Consider the following 20,742-nt stretch of genomic DNA (forward strand, 5'->3'; position numbering starts at 1 on the left):
TTGTAGTCGTAATTCTGCTCGGAGCTCAGATTGCCCAAGAAGCTGAAGTTGTAGTTCGCGCCGTGTGCGCCGGTGTCGATGTACAGGAGCTGGAAGGTAAGGTTCGGATAGCCAACCTGGACCGCGAAGTTGGTATCGAACTTTCCGCACCAGAGGCTGTTCGAGCCGTCGAGGATCGAAGGCCGCTGGGAAGGCGGCACGGACACGTTCACCACGTGCCAGAGAATCTCACCCAACGACTGGTCCGCGCGGGTGTAGGCGATGGTGTTGTTGTTGCCGGCGATGTCCGGCTGATTGTCCGTATACCCTGAAGAGTTCGTGAATCCCGGCGTCGGCTGGAGGCTGTCGGCAACCGGGGTGGTCCTCGGTGCCCACGTGTTCAAGGCGCGCTGAACGCAAACGCCCGGGTACATGAACCAGCTGGTCGTCGCCGCACCGGTCTGCTTGATCATGGTGCCGCTCATGGTGCCCCCGAACCGCTCGCCACGCGCCATGGCCCCGATGGCCCCGGCACGGTTCTCGAGCGGAACGGGTCCCGGACGAACCTTCGCCGGACCGTCCACAACTACCCCGCCGGACGTGGGAAGGGCCATTGCGGGCAGCGCCCACATGCCGATCGCCACAAGTCCAAGCATGGCAAATAAGATTTTGCGCATTTTCACATCCTCCTTAGCGTTTCCTCGACTCGGAGTCCAATATCGGGAGGACTAGATTTGGAACCTGACATCACGGGATTAGGTACTACTCGTTGAGCTTGGAGTGGAGCATAGAGGCACCCGCTCGTTGGGACAGGGACCGAGCCAAACTGGGCGATCCTCTCTGCGATTTTCACCGACCTCCTTTCCTCGTATTTTGGATTTGGGTTCGCTAATTCTTTAGATCACATGCAGTAAGCGCTGACGTGAAGTGTTCTCACCTCCTTTGAAATCTCGTTGTTCTTCGCTAGTTAGCGCGATATTTGACCAAAGACCTGCCCGAAGACAAAGCGAGCCGCACCGTAGGCCCAGGCGATGTCGTTCGTCAGGTGTAATATCAACCGGTTCTATCGGTTGCGGCTGCCAGGAGACAAGTTATTTTGTCTCCTTTACCGCGCTAGTATAGGGGAAAAACCCGCTAATGTCAAACGGATTTTTGACCTGGGGCGCTTGGGAGTGCCGAGAAATCGGCCATTCGGAGGAAGGTTTGGCGTACGTCTTCGAGCAGCCCGAGCCGCCGGCGCCGGACCGCCGGATCGTCCACCATGACCATGACCGCCTCGAAGAATCGGTCGATCGCCGAGCGGAGCCCCAAAAGGTGGCGTAGGGCGGCGGAATAGTCGGACGGGTTGGCCTGCAGGTATGTCTCCACCGCCTGGCGGGCCATCTTTGTTTCAAGGTGGAGGTCCGCTTCGGCCCTCTCCCCGAAGGCCTCGGCGCGCTCCGCCAAGGGCTGCTTGGACGAGGAAACGTCCTCCGCGGGCGCCGAGCGTAAGATGTTCGCCGCGCGGCGGTACCCGATCATGAGTCCCTCGAAATCCTCGCTCTGCCTGATCTGGTCGATCGCCTTCGCGCGGGCCAGGACGTCGACCGGGTCGCCCGGGCGCACGGCGAGCACCGCCGACGCGGTCTCCCGGGTCACTCCCAGGTCCAAGAGCGCGCTCTCCACCCGCTGTTTCCAGAATTCGGGGAGCCCATCGCCCCCCTTGGAAATCCCGGCGCGGTCGAAGACCCCCTCGAGCCAGCGCGCGGCATCGAGCACGTCGAGCCGCCATCCGCTCTCCAACAGGATGCGAACAATGCCGTTGCCCGACCGGCGGAGGCCGTAAGGGTCTTGTGACCCAGTCACCTCGAGGCCCGCGCGGAATCCACCCACGATCGCCTCGATCTTGTCCGCGAGGCTGAGGAGGCGTCCCTCCGTCGTCGATGGAATCGGGTCGGACGGCCCTTCAGGCAGATAGTGCTCGCGGATCGCCTGGACCACCGCCGGGGACTCGCCGGAGGCCGCGGCGTACTCGGCCCCGATGATTCCCTGCAGCGAGGCGAATTCCTTGCCCGAGCGGACCATCTCACTGGCCAGGTCGGCCTTGCAGAGCAAGGCGGCGCGGCTCACCGCCTCCTTCGCCTTGGGGGCGAGCGGGCGGGCCAGCTCCTGCGCGAGCTCCGCCAAGCGCTGGGCCCGGTCATAGACCGTGCCGAGCCGCTCGTGCCAGACGATCCCCTTGAGACCCGGCAGCTTCGATTCGATTCCGCCCTTGAGGTCGTTCTCCCAGTAGAAGCGCGCGTCCTCGAGGCGGGCGCGGAGCACGATCTCGGCGCCCCGGCGAATCTCCTCGGCGCCGCCGCCGCGACCGCTCCGGATCATGACGAAGTGGGGGAGGATCGAGCGGTCCTCGCCTTCGACGGCGAAGTATCGCTGGTGCGCGCGCATCGCGGTCACGACCACCTGGCGCGGGAGCTTGAGGTACGCCGGATCGAATGAGCCGACGACGGCCTCGGGCCATTCGGTCAGGTTCGCGACCTCGTCCAGGAGCTCCGGGTCCTCGACGGCACGGCCGCGCAGGGGACCGGTCGCCCGCTTGAGCTCGTCGACGATGGCTTTGCGGCGCGCGTCGACGTCGATCATGACGCCGCGGTCGCGGAGGGACGCCTCGTACGTCGAGGGTCGGGAGATCTCGAGCCAATCCGGGGCGATGGTCCGATGGCCCCGGGTTCTCTTCCCCGAAGCGACGCCGAGCGCCTCGAACGGGAGGACCGAGCCGCCCCGGAGCGCGACGATCCACCGCACCGGCCGGGCGAAGCGCGCCGGTCCGTTCCAGTGCATCGTTTTCGGAAAATGGAGTCCCTGCACCCAGGACCCGAGGAGCCCGGGAAGGACCTCGACGGCCGGACGCCCCACGTCGCGAACGCGGGCGAGCAGGTACTCGCCCTTCGGGGTCGTGACGCGCTCGAGTGCTTCCACGGCGACGCCGGCCCCCTTCGCGAAGCCTTGGGCCGCAGGGGTCGGCTTCCCGGCCGCGTCGTAGGCGACCCGGACCGCGGGCCCGGTCACTTCGCGCTCGCGGTCCTCCTGGCGGTCCGCGAGACCTTCCACGATCAACGCGAGCCGTCTGGGGGTCCCGGTCGCGCGCACGGTCTCGAAGGCGAGGCGCGCCCCAGCGAGGCCGTCACGCGCCAGCTGGGCGAGCTCCTCGAGCGCGGGAGCGATGAACCCGGCCGGCAGCTCCTCGCAGCCGATCTCGAGAAGGACGCTCTCAGGCACGGGCGGCGACGGCGACCTCTCCGGCCCGCTCGGAATCCCGGAGCAGCGGGTAGCCCAGCGCCTCCCGCTGTTTCAGGTACGCGCCAGCGGCGGCGCGGGCCATCTTGCGCACTCGGGCGATCATCCCGACGCGCTCGGTCACGCTGATCGCGCCGCGCGCGTCCAGGAGATTGAAGACATGCGAGCACTTGATCACGTGGTCGTAGCCCGGCAGGACGAGGCCCACCTTGAGGAGGCGGTACGCCTCCCGCTCGAACTTCTCGAAGAGATCGAAGAGGAGCGCCGGATCCGAATGCTCGAAGTTGTAGGCGCACCACTCGACCTCGGATTGCATGAAGAGGTCTTCCCACTTGTGGTCCTTGGACCACTGGAGATCCATGATCCGGTCGACGCCCTGCAGGTAGCAGGCGATCCGCTCGATCCCGTACGTGATCTCCGCGGTGATCGGCTCCAGGTCGTAGCCGCCGGCCTGCTGGAAGTAGGTGAACTGCGTGATCTCCTGCCCGTCGAGCCAGACCTCCCACCCGAGTCCCCACGCACCCAGGGTCGGAGACTCCCAGTCGTCCTCCACGAAGCGGACGTCGTGCTTCTGAAGATCGATCCCGATGTGACGGAGACTGTCCAGGTAGACGTCCAGCACGTCTTCGGGCGAGGGCTTGAGGACGACCTGGTATTGATAGAAGAGCTGGAGGCGATTCGGATTCTTCCCGTACCGTCCGTCCTTCGGCCTGCGGGACGGCTCGACGTACGCGGCCTTCCAGGGCTCCGGTCCCAGCACGCGGAAGAACGTCGCCGGATTGAACGTGCCGGCGCCGACCTCGCTGCTGTAGGGCTGGAGGAGCGCGCAGCCCCGATCCGACCAGAACTGCTCGAGCCGGAGCAGGGTCTCCTGGAATGTCCGCGGGGGCTCGGCTTTCTTCAACGCGCTCACCGTGGGCTCCTCGCATAGCTTTCGATCCGCTCGCCGACGCGGGACGAGCGGAGACCCTCGAAGCGCTCTAAGTGCGCCGAGAGAAACCGCTCGACCGCGCGCGACACCTCGGGGCCGGGATAGCGCTCCATGACCCACGACTCCATCGAGGCGGGCGTGTGGTCTCCCAGCGCGAGCAGGGTCTTCCGCGCCCGCTCCGAGATCCGGAAGGCGCTGCCGTCGCCACCGCAGGGCGCGCCGCAGAGGAGCCCTCCGCGAAGGGGATGGAAGAGCCCGCCGCGCTCGAGCGGGGAGCGGCACTCCAGGCACGAGGTCAGCTCCGGCGCCAGGCCGAGGAATTTCAGGGCCTGGATCTCGAATCCGCGCAGGATCGCCTCGAGGGCCGGGTGCGAGGCCGTGCTCATGGAAGCGAGGCTCTGGGTCGCCAGGTCGAGGAGCTCGGCGTCGCCCGCCTCCCCGTACGCCGCGCGGTCGAGGAACTCGAGCACCGCGCCAGCGCGGGCGAACCGGTCGGGATCCTCCCAGAGCGAAGGCCAGTACGCGACGATGTCCGCCTTGGAGAGCAGCTGGAGGTCGCGCGCGAACTTCCGGTAGATGACCGCGTTCACCCGAACGCCCGGCTCGAGCGAAGCCCCGAACCGGCTCTTCGGACCGCGCGCGCCCTTGGCGACGCACCGGAGGAGGCCGTGGTCCGCGGTGAAGAGGTGGACGATCAGGCTCGTCTCGCCGAGGCGGTAGGAGCGGAGCACGAGCGCGTCGGTCTGCACGATCGCCACGGCTATGTCGCTCCCATCTCGTTTGGAGCCGGCTCCTGGCTCGAAAGGACGGGACCCGCCGGCACGACGACGCCTCCCGAGAGGATCATCTTGACCGCCTGCTCCACGCGGAGCGTGGTCGGAATCACCTGTTCGAGCGGGTAATAGACGAGGTGCCCCGTGGTCGGATTGGGAGGGGTCGGGATGAAGACGCCTTCCAAAGCCGTCCCCACCGCATCGTCCACCGAGCGCGGTGGCGGCGTGGTGACGAGCCCGATCGAGTAGACGCCGGGACCAGGGAACGGGACCAGCACGACGCGCTGGAACACGCCCTTCTTGTCGCTCAGGAGCGCCTCCCCCATTTCCTTGAGGGTCAGGTAGACGCCGCGAAGGAACGGAACCCGGAGAATCAGGCCCTCGAAGACGCCCCCGAGGGAGCGGCCGAGGATGTTGTTCGCGAGCGCGCCGGTGAGCGTGATGATCAGGATGACGGTGACGAATCCGATGCCCGGCACGCCGCCCGGGCGGATGTATCCCCCGCGCAGCGTCGCGCCCGTGAGGTGGTCCAAGAAGACGAAGAGCTTCCAGATGATGTAGCCCGTGATCACGACGGGCGCGAGGACCAGAAGGCCCGTCAGAAAGTAGGTCCGCAATCGTTTCAACATCTTGCCATCCTACCACTTCGCCCCGAGACCCATCCACGGGGAACTGCCCTTTAGAGCCTCTCCGAAGCCATCGCGGCGACGGTGCCGCCGAGCGCTCGGAGGAGGCGCGCCTCGAGGGCGGCCATGCGGCGCCGTTCCGCCGGCGTCCTGTGATCGTGCCCGAGAAGATGGAGGAGGCCGTGGACCACGAGGTGCGCGACCTCGCGCGGATAGGCCCTTCGGGCGGCGCGTGCCTGCGCTCGCGCGGTCTCGAGCGAGATGTAGATCTCGCCGAGGAAGATCGGGCGGGAGGGATCGGCGATCGATTCCGGATTCGCGAGCGGGAACGAGAGGACGTCTGTCGCCTGATCGGACTCGCGGTAGTCCAGGTTCAGCCGGCGGATCATGGCGTCGTCCGTCAGGACGATCGATGCGGTCGCGAGGGGACGTCCGAGGCGCTCGAGCGCGCCGCGGACCAGGGACTTAAGAATGATCGATCTTAAGCCGGGATTTCTCTCCGTGGACGCGACGCTGATCGGCGCGACCGGGGCGTTCCGCTGCGGGCGCGCCCGGGTAGTCGACCCGCGCGTGGAAGAGCGCCGTGAGGATCGGGATGAAGCTTTCGCGGACCTTCGCGAGGTCTTCGAACGTAAGCGGGCTCTCATCGAGCTGACCGTCCTTCACTCGGGCGTCGAGGATCCGGGTCACCACTCCGCGGATGCGGCTGGGCGTCGGCTCCGAGAGGGAGCGCGCCGCCGCCTCCACCGCGTCGGCTAGCATCAGCACCGCGGTCTCCTTCGATCGCGGCTTCGGCCCAGGATAGCGGAAGTCCCGCTCCTCGGTGGTCGGGTCGGCCTCCCGCGCCTTGTGGTAGAAGAAGCTCATCAGGGTGGTCCCGTGGTGCTCGAGGATCGCGTCCACGATCGACAGCGGGAGCCGTTCCTTGCGCGCGATCTCCGCCCCTTCCCGCACGTGCGCCTCGATGATGAGGGAGCTCATCGTCGGCGAGAGCTTCTCGTGCCGGCTTCGGGCGCTCGATTGATTTTCCACATAGTACTCGGCCTTTTCGATTTTGCCGATGTCGTGGTAGTAGGCGCCGATCCGCCCCAAAAGCGGGTTCCCCCCGATCGCGCTGGCCCCCGCTTCGGCCAGGCTCCCCACCACGAGGCTGTGGTGGTAGGTCCCGGGCGCCTCGAGCATCAGCCTCTTGAGAATCGGACGATTGAGGTCGGCCAGCTCGAGCAGCGTGATGTCGGTCGTGACCGAGAACACCGTCTCCAAGATAGGCAGGAGGAGCGTCACGGTCAGCACCGAGGCGAAGCCCGCAGCAACGCCCCAGAGGGCACGCCGGAGCAGGATGCTCCCCAGCGCTCCGTCCACGAGGCCCATGGCCACGATCGCGAGGGCGTAGGCGAGCCCGATAAGGATCATGGGACGGTAGAAGTCGCGCCGGCGCCGTACCCCGGTTGCCGTCGCGATGGCCGCGATTCCCGCGAGCGCGCTCCCGGTCATGAACGGAAGGCCGAGACCGAAGACGACGCACGTCAGGAGCGACGCCACCAGAGTGGCCGCGAACGCGAGGGCCTGCCCGAACAGGAGCGCGCAGGTGAGCGAGAGCACGGTCACGGGGATCAGCATCTCGTAGCCGCGGAATTGATTCACGACGACCCATCCGACTCCCATCACGGAGGCGGTCAGAAACGCGAGCAGCAGAAGGAGGTTCGGCTCCCGGTACACCGTCGCGTGGTTGATTTTCAGATAACCGACGAATCCGAGGATCAGGAAGGTGATCAACGTGAGGCGTCCCAGGAGCGGCAGCATGTCCTGGCGCCACGCGGTCGAGATCCGCGTGCGGGCGTTCCACGCCCGAAGCGATTCGAGTCTCCGGATATGCTCGGCGGTCGCGATCTCGTGGCTCCCGATGATCTTCTCGTCCCTGCGGACGAGCCCGTCGTAGGGATCGACCTCGTCGCGCGCGGCCGCGCGGAGCCCCTCCGTCGTCGACGCCTCGAACCGAAGGCTCGGAGAGACGACCGCGGAGATCAATTCCTGGAGCGCCTGCGTGGCCTCGGGTCGGACCGGGAACGCGCGCTGCCCCTCCTCCCAGGCCATCTCCCGGAGCGAAGCGCGGTCGTGGAGGGCTCCCCACGGGACGCGAACGCGGATCCCGTCCCGCTCGACCGAGGGACCGACCGCGTCGGTCTCGAGGCGCGCGCTCTCGATCTCGGGGAGTAGGCCCGCCGTGTAGGCCTGCTCCGCGATTCGCCGCGCGAGCACGATGAGGCGCCTGCCTTCCGGTCCGGCGAGGATGCGAATCGTTTCCGTGGAGATGCCGAGCGACCGGAGCCGCGCGCCGAGCCGGCTTCCGGCGCCCAAGCCGGCCCCCTCCGCGCCGGCGAGGGAGTCGAGCAGCGCGTGAACGCGCGGGGCGATCGCGGGGTCCACCGAATAGACGGGGGCCACGCGGCGAGCCGCGGTCGCCTGCTCCCCGCGCAGGCGGTCCTTATCTTTGAGTACGTAGAACTGGAAGGGCGCGATGATGTCCCGCCGCGAGGGGAATCCCTCCCGGAGGGTCGTCACCTCGAAGGACGGCTCGCGCGGGAAGAGGAGACAGGCAAAGAGGAGGAAGGCGACGAGCAGCGCCGCGCGCCGGGTCCGCCAGCCGAAGAGGCGCCTCAGGCGCGCCGATCCGCCGCTCTTGTCGCGCCGGCGCGATTCCAGGACTTTCAGGGGTTCAGCGGCCATCTCTTCCCCGGGAGCCGTCGTGGTTCGACTTCCCATGCTCTTCGAACGCGCGGATGATCTCCCGGACCAGGTGGTGCCGCACCACGTCGCGCTCGTTCAGGTAGACGAAGGAGAGATCCGGAACGCCCTTCAAGATGGCTTGGATCTCCACGAGGCCCGAGGCGTGCTGCGCCCCGAGGTCGATCTGCGTGATGTCGCCGGTGATGACCGCCTTCGAGCCGTAGCCCAGACGCGTCAGGAACATCTTCATTTGTCCGACGGTCGTGTTCTGGGCCTCGTCCAGAATGACGAACGCGCTGTTCAGGGTCCGTCCGCGCATGTAGGCAAGCGGAGCCACCTCGATCACGCCGAGCTCGAGGAAGCGCCGGATCTTCTCGTACGAGAGGAGATCGTTGAGCGCGTCGTAGAGCGGACGCAGATAGGGATCGACCTTGTCCTTCATGTCCCCCGGCAGGAAGCCGAGATTCTCCCCCGCCTCGACCGCGGGCCGGACAAGCAGGATCCGCTCGACCTGGCGCGACTTCAGGGCGTGAACGGCCGCGGCGACGGCGAGGTAGGTTTTTCCGGTTCCGGCCGGCCCGATCGAGAACACGATGTCGTGCTTCTGGAGCGCCGCCACGTAGCGCGCCTGCCCCAGCGTCTTGACCCGGATCGTCCGCTTGTCGAAGGAGAACAGGACCGGCCGGTCGTAGAGCTGCATCGACGCGTTCCGATCGGTGGGATCGGTGTTCCCGATGAAATTATGTACGTCGTGCTCCTCGAGCACGGCGCCGCGGCGCACGAGATCGGCGAGGGCGCCCAGGATCGAGCTCACCTCATCGACGGGCGCGGGCTCGCCGCGCACCGCGATCTTTCCGTCGCGGTAGGTGAGCTGGACCGGATAGCTGCGCTCCACCAATCGCAGGTTGGCGTCGTTTCTCCCGAAAAGGGAGAGCGGGTCGAGATCTTCAACGGCTACGGTGCGTGTCGTTTCGCCCGGCTGGGTGCTCATCGCGGTATTTCGATCTCCTGTCCTGGATAGATGCGATCGGGGTTCTGGATCCGGTCGCGGTTCGCTTCGTAAATTCGTTGCCACTCCGCGGAGCGCCCCAAAACGTCGGCGCGGCCGCTGATCCGCCAAAGGGAATCGCCTTGCTTCACGACATACGTACCGGCCCGCGGGGCCGCGGGGCTCTGCTTTTCGGCGGGCGCGCCGCCGTTCCGCGTCCGCTCCGCGGCCAGGCTATCCTCGAGACGCGCGGCGAAAGCGCGGAGCGATTCGACCTCCGCTCCCCTGGAGGCGGCCCTTCGCGTGATCGCCGCCAACGCCTCCTGGGCATCGGCGACCTGCCCGCGGTAGTTCTCGCGCTGCTCCGCGAGCTCGCCGCAGTATTCCTCGCGCTGCTCCTTGCTCAACTTCTTGTACTCCTTCTCCGAATAGTAGTCCCCCAAGGACGCGTCCGCGACGCGCAGCACCGGCTTCCCGCACCCGGCCCCCATGACCCAGAGCGCCGCCGCGCAGGCGGCCGTCGCGAGCTTCAACGGCGCTTCGCGCGGGCGATCGAGTCGAGCGCCGCCTGGGCCGCGGTGATCCGCCGCCCAACCTCCTCGCGCTGGCCCGACAGCGCCCGCTCCTCGCGCGTCGCCCGCGTCAGATCCTGCTCCAGCCGCTCGCTCTCGCTGCGAAGCCGGTCCAGCTCCGTCGTGGGGGTCGGGCAGGGCGCCGTGGCGCCGCCGCAGCCGGCAGCGGAAATGATCAGGATCAGGAGGGCCCGGCCCGGCCAGAATCGTACCGGCTGACAAGCGCCCGGCCGCCTCATCCGGCCCGGGTTGACGGCCCTGGACCGGGGGGAGCATTTCGGCGTTAAGTTATCTATTTCTCGCAATTTAACTGGCTCTGCGATCCACCAAAGGGGTCCCCCGCCACAGGCTGACCGTAGGCATTGGGGCGGACGAAGTCAATAGCGGCCCCCAGGGCGCTTTCATCGCAATGCAGGAAGGGTACCATCGGGGCGCGCGGGGCGGTGGGACCGGCCGGGCGGCCCCGGCCGAACAGGATCAGGGGCTCCCGAGAATCTTGAGGTGCAGCTCCTTGAGGTCGGCCGGATCGATCGGCGCGGGGGCGTCGTCCATCAGTGAGGTCGCGCGCGCGGTTTTCGGGAACGCGATCGCGTCGCGGATCGAGTCGCCGCCGTGGAAGAGGACGACGAGGCGGTCGAGGCCGAGCGCGATGCCGCCGTGCGGCGGGGCGCCGTACTCGAACGCCTCGAGCAGGAAGCCGAATTTCTCCTTCGCCTCCTCCGGGGTCATGCCGATCACCTCCATGACCTTCTCCTGGATGTCCTTCCGGTGGATTCGAATGCTCCCGCTCGCCAGCTCCTGCCCGTTCGCGGCCAGGTCGTAGAGCTGCGCGTGTACGCGCCCCGGATCGGTCGTCAGGTGCGCCAGGTGCTCGTCGAGCGGCATCGTGAAGATGTGATGGGCCGGCGCCCACGCGTTCCGCTCCTCGAGCCTCTCGAAGAGCGGGAACTGGTGCACCCACACAAAGCGGTAATCCTTGGGATCGAGCTTGCCGTGCGAGCCTCCGATCTGGACGCGCAGGTGCCCGAGCGCGCGCTGAACCACGGCCCTGGGCCCTGAAGCGAGGAGGAGGAGCGCGCCCTCCTCGGCGCCGGCCGCCTTGATGAGCCTTCCCACGAGATCTCCCGAGAAGTGCTTCGCGATCCCGCCGTCGAGCGCGCCCCCTTTGACGCGGGCCCATGCGAGGCCCGCGACGCCCATCTGCTTCGCCGCCGCTTCCCACGCGTCGATCTCCCGCCGCGACGCGCCCGCCAAGCCGCGGGGCGCGAGGGCGCCCGTCATCGATCCCGGTGCGGCCGCCTTCGCTTCACGGAACTTCTCGAACGCGCTCTCGCCGGCGACCTCGGTCACGTCCTCGATCTCGAACGGGATGCGGAGATCGGGCTTGTCGCTGCCGAAACGCTCCATCGAATCGCGATAGGTCAGACGCGTAAATGGAATCTTGAGCTCGCGGCCCAGGTCGCGGCGGAACACCGACGCGAGCATTCCCTCGACGACCTCGAAGACATCGTCCTCGGTGACGAACGTCATCTCGAGATCGATCTGGGTGAACTCGGGTTGTCGGTCGGCGCGCAGGTCCTCGTCCCGCAGGCATCGGGCGATCTGGAAGTAGCGATCGAAGCCCGAGACCATGAGGATCTGCTTGTAGAGCTGGGGCGACTGAGGCAGCGCGTAGAACTTCCCGGAATGGAGCCGCGCGGGCACCACGTAGTCGCGGGCCCCCTCCGGCGTCGGCCGGACCAGCATCGGCGTCTCGATCTCCAGGAAATCATGGTCCGAGAGGAACTCCCGCACGCTCCGCGTCATCGCGTGGCGAAACGCGAGGCTGGTCTGGAGCGGCTCCCGCCGCAGGTCCAGATAGCGATAGCGCAGCCGCAGGTCCTCGGACGCCGTCACCGTCTCGTCGAGCGGGAACGGCGGGGTGCGGCTCGTGTTCAGGATCGAAAGGGATTCGGCCTCGAGCTCGACGCCGCCCGTCGGGATCTCCGGATTCTCGCTCCCCTTGGGGCGTCTCAGGACCTTCCCCTCGACCAACACGACGTACTCGCTTCCGATGGAGCGGGCGCGCTCCATCATTTCGTTGTCGAGCTGCTCGGGACGGAAGACGACCTGCGTGATTCCGTAGCGGTCGCGAAGGTCGAGGAAGAGGACCCCGCCGTGATCGCGGGTCCGCTGGGCCCAGCCCATCAGGCGGGCCTTCATCCCCGCGTGCTCGGGCCTGAGATCGCCGCAGCGGTGCGACCGCTTGCGGCCCTTCAGCGGCTCGATCATCGCGGCGCCTCCTCCGGTGCGGGGTGCTCGAGGAGCCACCGACGCAGGGACTCGGCGGACTCCTGCTTCGCCTCGTCCTTGCCGGCCCGCAGGTCCCGAACCGGGTGGCCGTCCGGATCGGCGGGAACGAACACCGCGTACCGGGCGCCGACCTTGGCCGCCCACTTGAGCTGAGAGGACGCGTTCCGCCCGCTCGGATCCACCATGACGCGCAAAGCGTCCTTGGCGTCGTACCGGGCCACGTTTCGGAGGCTCCGCGCGAACTTCAGGGCCTCCCACGTCGCGGAAGGCTCCCGCGCCACGACGCAGACGTCGGGCCGGGCGGGTTGGGCAAGGTCGATCGGCCCCGTGGACATCAGAAGCCGCTCCATCCCGATCGAGAAGCCGATGGCGGGCGTCGCGGGGCCTCCGAGCTCACGGACCAGCTCATCGTAGCGGCCGCCGCCGCCCACGGCGTTCTGCGCGCCCAGCTGGGACGCATACGCCTCGAAGAGCGTCCGTGTGTAGTAGTCGAGACCGCGCACGAGGCGCGGCGCCGTCTCCTGGGAGATCCCAAGTGCGTCGAGCCCGGCCCGCACCGCGTCGAAGTGCTCGCGGCAGGGGTCGCAGAGCGATTCGAGGACGCTCGGCGCGCCCGCGATGACCGGCTGGCACGACGGGACCTTGCAGTCGAGAATCCGGAGCGGGTTGGTCTTCAGCCGCTCGCGGCAGTCCCCGCAGAGCCGCTCGGACTGGGCCGTGAAGTATTCGCGGAGGCGCTCCCGGTAGACGGGACGGCACGTCGCGTCCCCGAGCGAGTTGACATGCACCTTGATCTCGTCGAGACCCGCGGAGCGGAGGATCGAGCAGAAGAGGTCGATCATCTCGACGTCGGCGGCCGGGGCGGCGGGCCCCAGGAGCTCCGCGCCGATCTGCCAGAACTGCCGGTATCGGCCCGCCTGCGGCCGCTCGTAGCGGAACATCGGCCCGATGTAATAGAGGCGCGCCAGCGGATCGGCCTGGCCCAGCGAGTGCTCGAGGTAGGCGCGGACGACCGGCGCCGTCCCCTCGGGACGCAGCGTGAGCGAGCGCCTCTTCCGATCCTCGAAGGTATAGAGCTCCTTCCGCACGATGTCGGTGGCCTCCCCGACGCTCCGCACGAAAAGATCGGTCGCCTCGAAGATCGGGGTCCGCACCTCGCGATATCCGTACCGGCTCATCACGTCGCGCGTGCTCGACTCGAGCCGGTCCCAGCGCTCGCTCTCCCCCGGAAGGATGTCGCGGGTCCCCCGCGGCACCTGAAACTTGCTCGCCAAAAAACTCTCTCCTAGCGGTCCGCGTCCTTGACTTCTCGTCCTCGGCCGCGGAGCGGGCCTACGTGGACGACCTGCGTGAGCACGACGGCCGCCGTGATCGCGGCCAGGTCGGTCAACCAATCCAGCGGGTCGCTCTGCCGGCCGGGAACGAAACCCTGGTAGATCTCGTCCAGGCAGCCGACGCCGGCGCCGATCGCGACGGTCGCGATCGTGACGACGAACGCGCTTCCGCGGGTGAATGTGTAGCGAATGGCGCGCCCCAGGAGCAATCCGAACAGCGAATACTCCATCAAGTGCTCGAGCTTGTCCATGTACGGGAAGAGGCTCGGGATGCGGTTCCCGTGGATCGAAGAGAGCGAGAAGATCAGCCCGATGTACGCGAGGACGGGGAGCCAGTACCGCAGAAAGAGGGCCCGGCCTCGCGGTCCGGGCCCTATTTGCTCGGAGCTAGGGGCGGTCAAACCGGGTGACGCTCCAGATGTTCGTCCCGCGCCGCTCGGTGTTGTAGATGCCGTTCAGTCCGTAGTGATCCACCCGATTTGAGACGAAGAAGATCGCGGTGCCGTCGGGCGAGAACCGGGGACGGGAATCGTCCGCGGGCCCGAAGGTGACGCGCTTCGCGGTGCTCGGGTCGCTGGAGCCCGCGTTGATGATCCAGATGTCGCGGTCTCCGCCGATCGGGTTCCGCTTCGTGTAGATGATGTAGCTGCCGTCGGCGGACCAGTCGGGCTCCGTCGCCGTACTGTCCGCGAGCCACTGCGCGGCCGAACCCTGCTCCGGCGAGGTCGGGAACTTGAAGAGGCCCCGCGGCTGCTGATTCGTGTTCCCGAAGAACTTGTATCCCGCGCAGACGATCGAGTCGGGAAGCCCGTTGCCGTCCACGTCCGGGCCCCAGTTGGGCATCAGGAACGTACCGAAGCCTTCGACGTTGTCTGCGAGCACGCGGTTCGGCGGCGTATTGGTGAAGAGGAGGTCGATGTCCCGGAACCAGGGTTTTGGATTGAACACACTCGTCGAATCCGAGTTGTAGAGGAGCCATCGTGCCGTGCGCGAGAAGCGCGGGTTCGCGAGCGTGAGCTGGTCGGGATACCAGGACACTGCTCGTAGCGCCATCGACGGGTCTCCCCCGGTGCCCGGCAGGAGCCAGATGGAGGTGGAATCCGAGGCCGTGCGCCGCCCCGCGAAGGCGATCTGCAGCCCGTCCGACTGCATGCTCGGCGACGTGATCCTTGCGAAATCCTGGGTCAGCTGCACCGGCGAGAGGCCGGGGGCCGAGAGGCTATAAATGTCGGCCGCGCCCGTCGCGATGTTCCGGAATTGCGCGAACAGGACGCCGCCCGTCTGAATGGGCGACGGATCGAACTGCACTTCCGGGCTTTGCGTCCACCGGGCGAACTCGTTGTCTACGTAGACCTGGAACGTCATCGTCTTGAAGTATGACCCAGAGACGATCGAGACCGTGACCGGGTAGGTGCCGACGGCGTTGGGTGCCCTCCAGACCGCGGTGGCGCCGGTCGAATCGATCAAGGTCCCAGCGCTGACGCTCCAATGATATGTGATGGAGAGGCCGCTCACGTTCGTGACGATCGCGGTGAATTCATTGGTCGTGTCCCGAACGGCCGGCTCGTGATCGGCGGAGATGCCGGTGATGAGCGGCGAATAGACCCCGGCGTCTTTGATCGATCCGGTTGGGTTCTTGGCACAACTCGAGAGGACCAGGAGGAGGCTGGCCCCCACCCACAACCCTCGCATCCACTTCATAAAAGGAAAAACTCCCTTCTGGGGGACACGGCAGCGGTGTGGTCAAACGGTACCAAGCGGACGGACCCCGCGTCAACGGGGCGTTCCGGCGCCCGAAACTAGAGGTATCGCCCCTCGGCCTCGCGCAGCACCGAGAGGAATTCCTCCGGGGTCCGGCTCTGCCGGAGGGCGTTCCGGACCGACTCCTCCTTGAGGAGGCGGGAGACGTTCGCGAGAGCCTTCACGTGGGGGCCGCGGAGGCTCTCGGGAGAGACCAGGAGGATGAAGAGGCTCGCCGGCTCGCCGTCCATGGAATCGAACTCCATGCCGGACGGGGAGACGCCGCAGGCGGCGACGAGGTGGTCGAGCAGCCGGGTCTTCCCGTGTGGGATCGCCACCCCGTTTCCGATCCCGGTCGACATCATCGACTCGCGCTGGAGCACCTTGCTCAGGATCTCGCCCCGGGTATTCACCCCGTGCGCGGCCTCCAGGAGCTGAACCAGCTCCTTGATGACCGATTCCTTATCTCGAGCTGCGAGGGACAGGCTGACTGCTTTGTCGTTGAGCAGCTCGGACAGGTGCATGAGCTCCCCGAAGTGGCGTGGGCGCGGTTTTGATTGCGGAGGGTGGAGCGCGACCCGTGAGACGCGAGGCGCCACGCTACCGTCCGCCCACTCGGAGCGTCAAGCGCGAAATGGCCCGGAGCGGACTTTATCGCCCCGCGGCGACCGCCTCGCGCTTCTCCGCGCGCTCGAAACGGAACGGCGCCTCCTCGTCCTTCGCCAGGCGTACGCGGACGGTGTCGCCCGACTTGAACTCGCCCTTGAGGATCGCCTGCGCGAGCGGGTTCTGCACGCGATGCTCGATGACGCGGCGGAGCGGCCTGGCGCCGAAGACGGGGTCGTAGCCCTCCTTGGCGAGAAGATCGAGGACGTCCGTGTCGAAGGCGAGCTTGAGCTCGCGATCCTGAAGCCGGCGTTCCACCTTCCTGAGCTCGAGGCTCACGATCTGGCGCAGCTCCGCCTGTCCGAGAGGCTCGAAGACGAGGATCTCGTCGATCCGGTTGATCAGCTCCGGCCGGAAGTGGCCGCGCAGCGCCTGCATGAGCCGCGGGCGCAGAACTTCGGATGACGCGGCGCCCGCTTCGAGGATCAGATCGCTCCCGATGTTGCTCGTCATGACGATGAGGGTGTTCTTGAAGTCCACCGTCCTGCCCTGCCCGTCGGTGAGCCGCCCCTCTTCCAGCACTTGTAAGAGGACATGCGCGACGTCGGGATGCGCCTTCTCGATCTCGTCGAGCAGCACCACGGAATAGGGACGGCGCCGGACCGCTTCGGTCAGCTGGCCGCCCTCCTCGTACCCGACGTAGCCCGGCGGCGACCCGATGAGGCGCGCCACGGCGTGCCGCTCCTGGTACTCGGACATGTCGATCCGGATCATGGCGCGCTCGGTGTCGAATAGGAATTCGGCCAGAGCCCGCGCCAGCTCCGTCTTCCCGACGCCCGTCGGACCGAGGAAAAGGAACGAGCCAAGCGGTCGGTTGGGGTCCTGAAGTCCCGCCCGGGCGCGCCGGACCGCGTCGGAGACCGCGCGCACGGCGGCATCCTGACCGACCACGCGCTCGCGGATCCGGTCCTCCATGTGGAGGAGCTTCTGGAGCTCGCCCTCGATCAGCCGCTGCACGGGAATGCCGCTCCAGCGCGCGACGACCTCGGCGATGTCCTCCTCGTCGACTTCCTCCTTGAGGAGCTTCAAATCCTTTTGTATCGCGGCGAGGGCCGCCGTATCGGCCGCGAGCTGCTGTTGGAGTTTTGGAAGGTCGCCGTGTCGGAGCCGAGCGACCCTCTCGAGATCGCCGGCCCGCTCCGCCTGCTGCTCCTCGAGCCGGAGCGCTTCGATCCTCTCGCGCGCCTGGATGATCTTGGAAAGCGCGGCGCGCTCCTTCTCCCAGTGCGCCTTGAGGCGCGTGAGCTCGGCCTCGGTCTCGGCGATCTCCTGCTCGATGAGGCCGCGGCGCGCCTTCCCCGCGGCGTCCTTCTCCCGCTTCAGCCCGAGGCGCTCGATCTCGAGCTGGCGCCGCTTCCGCTCGAGCGTGTCGATCTCGACCGGCATGCTGTCGAGCTCGATCCGGAGCCGGGAGGCCGCCTCGTCGACCAGGTCGATCGCCTTGTCCGGGAGCTTCCGGTCGGGGAGATAGCGCTGCGACATGATCGCGGCCGCGACGAGCGCGGCGTCCTGGATCTTCACCTTGTGGAAATTCTCGTAGCGCTCGCGAAGACCCCGGAGGATCGCGATCGTCTGCTCCACGGTCGGCTCCGAGACCAGGACCGGCTGGAAGCGCCGCTCCAGCGCGGCGTCCTTCTCGATTCTCTTCCGATACTCGTCGAGGGTGGTCGCGCCGATGCAGTGGAGCTCCCCTCGGGCGAGCGCCGGCTTCAGGAGATTCGAAGCGTCCAGCGCCCCCTCGGCGGCACCGGCGCCGACCAGCGTATGGAGCTCGTCGATGAAGAGAATCACCTGGCCTTCCGCGCGGGTAATCTCACGTAAAACCGACTTGAGGCGGTCCTCGAACTGCCCCCGGTACTGCGCGCCCGCGAGGAGCGCCCCGAGATCGAGGGCGAGGAGCTTCCGCTCCCGAAGCCCGGCGGGAACGTCCCCGTCCACGATCCGCTGCGCCAGCCCCTCGGCGATGGCGGTCTTCCCCACGCCGGGCTCTCCGATCAGGACCGGGTTGTTCTTCGTGCGGCGAGAGAGGACCTGGATCACGCGGCGGATCTCCTCGTCGCGGCCGATGACGGGATCGAGCGCTCCCTTGCGGGCCATCTCGGTGAGATCCCGCGCGTACTTGGCGAGGGCTTGGTACTTCTCTTCGGGATCGGGGCTCGAGACCTGCTCGCCGCCGCGCACGCTCAGGAGCGCCTGGTAGACCGCCTCGCGGGTCGCGCCCGCGGCGCGGAGGATCTCCCCCATCGGGGAGGAGACGGCCGGGTCGAGCGCGGCGAGGAGCATGTGCTCGGTGCTCACATATTCGTCGCGGAGGCGCCCGGCTTCGGACTCGGCATGCTCGAGCAGCTCGCCGATCGTCGGCGAGAGGACGGTCTGCCTCCGGCCGGACACCTTGGGAAGGGCGCGCAGGCGCTCTTCGAGGAGCTTTTCGATTCGATCGACGGGAACCCGGGCGGCTTCGAGGATCGGGAGGACGGCTCCGTCCTTCTGCTCCAGCAGGGCCTGGAGAACGTGCTCGGTTCCGACTTCGGGGTGACCGGCGCGCTCGGCGGCCTTCTGCGCGGCGGAGAGGGCCTCCTGGCTCTTCGTGGTCAGGCGATCGAATCGCATGGTCTGTCTTGCGCGCGCTCCGGAGGGTCCGCTGCTGCTCAGCCGCGGTCATCATACCGCCGCCCGAGCGCGCCTTGAAAGCGCGACCTCCCGCGTGCGACAATCCGTGCCCTCCATGGCGCGTCCGGGCCCCTACCAGCAATCGGATCTCGTCCAAGTCTGGGACCGGGTCGCCTTGAGCTACGCGGATATCGACCTCACGGCCCCGGACCACCGCGCCTACCACGAGCATGTCCTCGAGCGGATCGGGCCGCCCGCCGGGCGCGCGATCTGCGAGGTGGGCTGCGGCTCGGGGACAACGAGCGCGATCCTGGGCGGGCTCGGAGCCCGGGTGACGCTGGTGGACCTCTCCCCCCGCTCGCTGGCCCTCGCGCGTGGCCACTTCGAGCGTCTGAAGCAGCACGCCGACTACTGCCGGCAGGACGGGCTCCGGATGGGATTCCGCGACGCTTCGTTCGACGTCGTCTGGAACGGCGGGGTCATCGAGCACTTCAGCGACGAGGGAAAGGTCGCGTTGATGCGGGAGATGTGGCGCGTGACGCGCCCCGGAGGGCTCCTGCTCATCATGGTCCCGAACGCGCTCGACCTGCCGTTCATGCTTGGGAAGAAGATCGCGGAATGGCGGGGGAAATGGATTTTCGGATTCGAGGATGATCTATCGGAGTCGCGATTCCGCGGACTCGCCGGGGCGGCCGGCGTCGCCGTCGCGGAGTTTCACGCGCACAACCCGATTGTCGGATGGTGGTTCTTGCCCTGGGGAAGGGCGATCACCGGGCGGTTGGGCCTGAACACGCTCCGCTGGCACGCGAAGCGGTCCCGATTCGGGCACGTGCTGACGCTCGCGGCGAGAAAGCCCTAGAGCTAGCCGCTCCGCGCCGTCTTGCTGCGGCGCCCTCCGGTTTCCGGACCCGGCAGGCGCTCCCGGGCGGCCGCGGCCTCCGAGCTCTTGGGGTACTTCTGGATGAGCATGCGGTAGTACTTGTTCGCCTCGTCGGCATTCTTCAGGCGGGAGTACGAGAGCCCGATCTTGAGGAGCGCGGACGGCACCTTGTCCGCCTTCGGGTAGTTCTGCACGACCTTCTGAAACTCCGGAATCGCCCCCGCGAAGTCCCCGGTCGCGTAGCTGCACTCTCCGATCCAGTACTGCGCGTTGTCGGCGACCTCGGTGTCGGAGAAATACCGCAGGTAGGTCTGGAATGACTCGCGGGCGAGGTTGTAGCGGCCCGCGGCCACGTCCGAGTAGGCGGCTTGATACATCGCCTCGGCGTCGGGCGTCCCGGTCGAGTCGAACGTCGCGCCACGCGCCGCTCGGACGCTGTCGGCGGAGCCCAGGCGCTGCTTGACGGTATCCACCTTCTGCGCGAGCCGCGTGAATTTGGCCCCCGATTCCTCCAGTTGGCCCCCGAGCACGTCGAGCCGCTGGGAAATCTCGGCCATCTTCGCTTCGTTGTTCGCGCGCGTCGCCTGGAGTCCTTCCCGCGTCGCGTCCACCTTCTTCTCCAGCGTGCCGACGCGCTTCATCAGCTCAGCCTGCGAGGTGAGCAGGCTGTCGAGCGCCGACCGGCTCGAGTTGTAGTAGCCGCCGGGCGCACAACCGGCGGCGGCGAGCGCCCCCGCGATCCAGAGCGCTGCAGCCGCCGGTATGAGTGTAGGTTTCCGGATCACTTCGAGACGAAGTGCGCGCGGCGGTTCTTGGACCAGGAAGACTCGTCGTGACCGGAGTCGAACGGACGCTCTTTCCCGTACGAGATCGTCGTGAGGCGGACCGCGGCGATCCCATAGCTCACAAGGAACTCCTTCGCGGCCTTCGCCCGGCGCTCGCCGAGGGCGAGGTTGTACTCGACCGATCCGCGCTCGTCGCAGTGCCCCTCGACGATCGCCTTGGCGCTGCCGTGGCTCTCGAGATACCGGGCGTTGTTCTCCAAGACCGTCTTGGCGTCGGCCCGAAGCGACGCGTCGTCGAAGTCAAAGAACGCGTCCGAGAGCGACATTTTCGCTTCCGACTGGTCGTCGGACGACGGCGGCGGAGGCGGTGGCGGAGATTCGGTCTGGGTTTGTTCCGGCGCCGATGGAGGCGGCGGAATTGTCGAGACCTTCTTGGACGATGCGCAGCCCACAGCCGCGACGATCGCGGCCAGAAGAGCCGCGAGCACGAGCGTTGCAATGCTTGGCGATCGGCTCATGATTGGTTCCCCCATTCGGTTCAGTCCTTTGGGCGACAATAACTT

18 protein-coding genes are annotated in these 20,742 nt (G+C 67.4%); 1 reads left to right on the top strand and 17 read right to left on the bottom strand.

The genetic code is table 11. The annotated features are described in order from the left end of the window. The 15 genes from E6K79_09980 to clpB form a co-directional block, all read right to left on the bottom strand. On the bottom strand, positions 1–656 hold a 656-nt coding region (locus E6K79_09980; protein TMQ63400.1), incomplete at its 3' end, for a hypothetical protein. A 463-nt stretch (positions 657–1,119) separates the two neighbouring features. Next, positions 1,120–3,273: a glycine--tRNA ligase subunit beta gene (locus E6K79_09985; protein ID TMQ63401.1), complete on the bottom strand. Its 2,154-nt coding sequence runs from the start codon at positions 3,271–3,273 to the stop codon at positions 1,120–1,122. Next, complete coding sequence (locus E6K79_09990) at positions 3,230–4,159, bottom strand: glycine--tRNA ligase subunit alpha (protein TMQ63453.1); 930 nt, start codon at positions 4,157–4,159, stop codon at positions 3,230–3,232. Before E6K79_09990 ends, E6K79_09985 begins: the two co-directional genes overlap by 44 nt. Before the next feature lie 5 nt (positions 4,160–4,164). Beyond that, complete coding sequence (recO, locus tag E6K79_09995; GenBank protein TMQ63454.1) at positions 4,165–4,950, bottom strand: DNA repair protein RecO; 786 nt, start codon at positions 4,948–4,950, stop codon at positions 4,165–4,167. Beyond that, on the bottom strand, positions 4,947–5,588 hold the full coding sequence (locus tag E6K79_10000) for a DUF502 domain-containing protein (protein TMQ63402.1): 642 nt from the start codon (positions 5,586–5,588) through the stop codon (positions 4,947–4,949). The genes recO and E6K79_10000 overlap by 4 nt, the downstream gene beginning before the upstream one ends. Before the next feature lie 50 nt (positions 5,589–5,638). After that, positions 5,639–6,232 carry an rRNA maturation RNase YbeY gene (ybeY, locus tag E6K79_10005; protein TMQ63403.1) on the bottom strand — a complete coding sequence of 198 codons (594 nt, stop codon included), beginning with the start codon at positions 6,230–6,232 and terminating at the stop codon, positions 5,639–5,641. After that, positions 6,051–8,348 carry an HDIG domain-containing protein gene (locus E6K79_10010; GenBank protein ID TMQ63404.1) on the bottom strand — a complete coding sequence of 766 codons (2,298 nt, stop codon included), beginning with the start codon at positions 8,346–8,348 and terminating at the stop codon, positions 6,051–6,053. Before E6K79_10010 ends, ybeY begins: the two co-directional genes overlap by 182 nt. Next, positions 8,302–9,303 (bottom strand): PhoH family protein, encoded by a 1,002-nt coding sequence (locus E6K79_10015; GenBank protein TMQ63405.1) that lies wholly within the window; start codon positions 9,301–9,303, stop codon positions 8,302–8,304. Before E6K79_10015 ends, E6K79_10010 begins: the two co-directional genes overlap by 47 nt. Beyond that, positions 9,300–10,148 (bottom strand): LysM peptidoglycan-binding domain-containing protein, encoded by an 849-nt coding sequence (locus E6K79_10020; GenBank protein TMQ63406.1) that lies wholly within the window; start codon positions 10,146–10,148, stop codon positions 9,300–9,302. The genes E6K79_10015 and E6K79_10020 overlap by 4 nt, the downstream gene beginning before the upstream one ends. Positions 10,149–10,349: 201 nt before the next feature. Next, complete coding sequence (gene aspS, locus E6K79_10025) at positions 10,350–12,143, bottom strand: aspartate--tRNA ligase (protein TMQ63407.1); 1,794 nt, start codon at positions 12,141–12,143, stop codon at positions 10,350–10,352. Next, positions 12,140–13,420: a histidine--tRNA ligase gene (locus E6K79_10030; GenBank protein TMQ63455.1), complete on the bottom strand. Its 1,281-nt coding sequence runs from the start codon at positions 13,418–13,420 to the stop codon at positions 12,140–12,142. The genes aspS and E6K79_10030 overlap by 4 nt, the downstream gene beginning before the upstream one ends. 29 nt (positions 13,421–13,449) lie before the next feature. Continuing rightward, positions 13,450–13,899, bottom strand: coding sequence for a hypothetical protein (locus tag E6K79_10035; protein TMQ63408.1), 450 nt, complete (start codon positions 13,897–13,899; stop codon positions 13,450–13,452). After that, complete coding sequence (locus E6K79_10040; protein ID TMQ63409.1) at positions 13,886–15,199, bottom strand: hypothetical protein; 1,314 nt, start codon at positions 15,197–15,199, stop codon at positions 13,886–13,888. The genes E6K79_10035 and E6K79_10040 overlap by 14 nt, the downstream gene beginning before the upstream one ends. Positions 15,200–15,297: 98 nt before the next feature. Continuing rightward, positions 15,298–15,762, bottom strand: a complete 465-nt coding sequence (locus E6K79_10045; protein TMQ63410.1) for a PTS sugar transporter subunit IIA — start codon at positions 15,760–15,762, stop codon at positions 15,298–15,300. A 127-nt stretch (positions 15,763–15,889) separates the two neighbouring features. Continuing rightward, positions 15,890–18,514, bottom strand: a complete 2,625-nt coding sequence (clpB, locus tag E6K79_10050; protein ID TMQ63411.1) for an ATP-dependent chaperone ClpB — start codon at positions 18,512–18,514, stop codon at positions 15,890–15,892. On the opposite strand from clpB, the gene E6K79_10055 reads away from it, so the two are divergent. After that, positions 18,513–19,373: a class I SAM-dependent methyltransferase gene (locus E6K79_10055; GenBank protein TMQ63412.1), complete on the top strand. Its 861-nt coding sequence runs from the start codon at positions 18,513–18,515 to the stop codon at positions 19,371–19,373. The two genes, clpB and E6K79_10055, sit on opposite strands and share 2 nt — an antisense overlap. A gap of 2 nt (positions 19,374–19,375) precedes the next feature. Here E6K79_10055 and ybgF read toward each other — a convergent pair whose 3' ends face one another. After that, positions 19,376–20,179, bottom strand: a complete 804-nt coding sequence (gene ybgF / locus E6K79_10060; protein TMQ63413.1) for a tol-pal system protein YbgF — start codon at positions 20,177–20,179, stop codon at positions 19,376–19,378. Continuing rightward, a complete protein-coding gene (pal, locus tag E6K79_10065) occupies positions 20,176–20,697 on the bottom strand; it encodes a peptidoglycan-associated lipoprotein Pal (protein TMQ63414.1) in 522 nt (173 codons plus the stop codon). The genes ybgF and pal overlap by 4 nt, the downstream gene beginning before the upstream one ends. Between the last annotated feature and the right edge of the window lie 45 nt (positions 20,698–20,742).

Source organism: Candidatus Eisenbacteria bacterium (assembly GCA_005893305.1).
Taxonomy (GTDB): Bacteria; Eisenbacteria; RBG-16-71-46; order SZUA-252; family SZUA-252; genus WS-9.

Bases quoted from the DNA above. Each gene is read 5' to 3' on its own strand.
- E6K79_10000 (TMQ63402.1), bottom strand. From the start codon at position 5,588: ATGTTGAAACGATTGCGGACCTACTTTCTGACGGGCCTTCTGGTCCTC.
- ybeY (TMQ63403.1), bottom strand. From the start codon at position 6,232: ATGAGAGCCCGCTTACGTTCGAAGACCTCGCGAAGGTCCGCGAAAGCT.
- E6K79_10010 (TMQ63404.1), bottom strand. From the start codon at position 8,348: ATGGGAAGTCGAACCACGACGGCTCCCGGGGAAGAGATGGCCGCTGAA.
- E6K79_10015 (TMQ63405.1), bottom strand. From the start codon at position 9,303: ATGAGCACCCAGCCGGGCGAAACGACACGCACCGTAGCCGTTGAAGAT.
- E6K79_10020 (TMQ63406.1), bottom strand. From the start codon at position 10,148: ATGCTCCCCCCGGTCCAGGGCCGTCAACCCGGGCCGGATGAGGCGGCC.
- aspS (TMQ63407.1), bottom strand. From the start codon at position 12,143: ATGATCGAGCCGCTGAAGGGCCGCAAGCGGTCGCACCGCTGCGGCGAT.
- E6K79_10040 (TMQ63409.1), bottom strand. From the start codon at position 15,199: ATGAAGTGGATGCGAGGGTTGTGGGTGGGGGCCAGCCTCCTCCTGGTC.
- E6K79_10045 (TMQ63410.1), bottom strand. From the start codon at position 15,762: ATGCACCTGTCCGAGCTGCTCAACGACAAAGCAGTCAGCCTGTCCCTC.
- E6K79_10055 (TMQ63412.1), top strand. From the start codon at position 18,513: ATGGTCTGTCTTGCGCGCGCTCCGGAGGGTCCGCTGCTGCTCAGCCGC.
- clpB (TMQ63411.1), bottom strand. From the start codon at position 18,514: ATGCGATTCGATCGCCTGACCACGAAGAGCCAGGAGGCCCTCTCCGCC.
- pal (TMQ63414.1), bottom strand. From the start codon at position 20,697: ATGAGCCGATCGCCAAGCATTGCAACGCTCGTGCTCGCGGCTCTTCTG.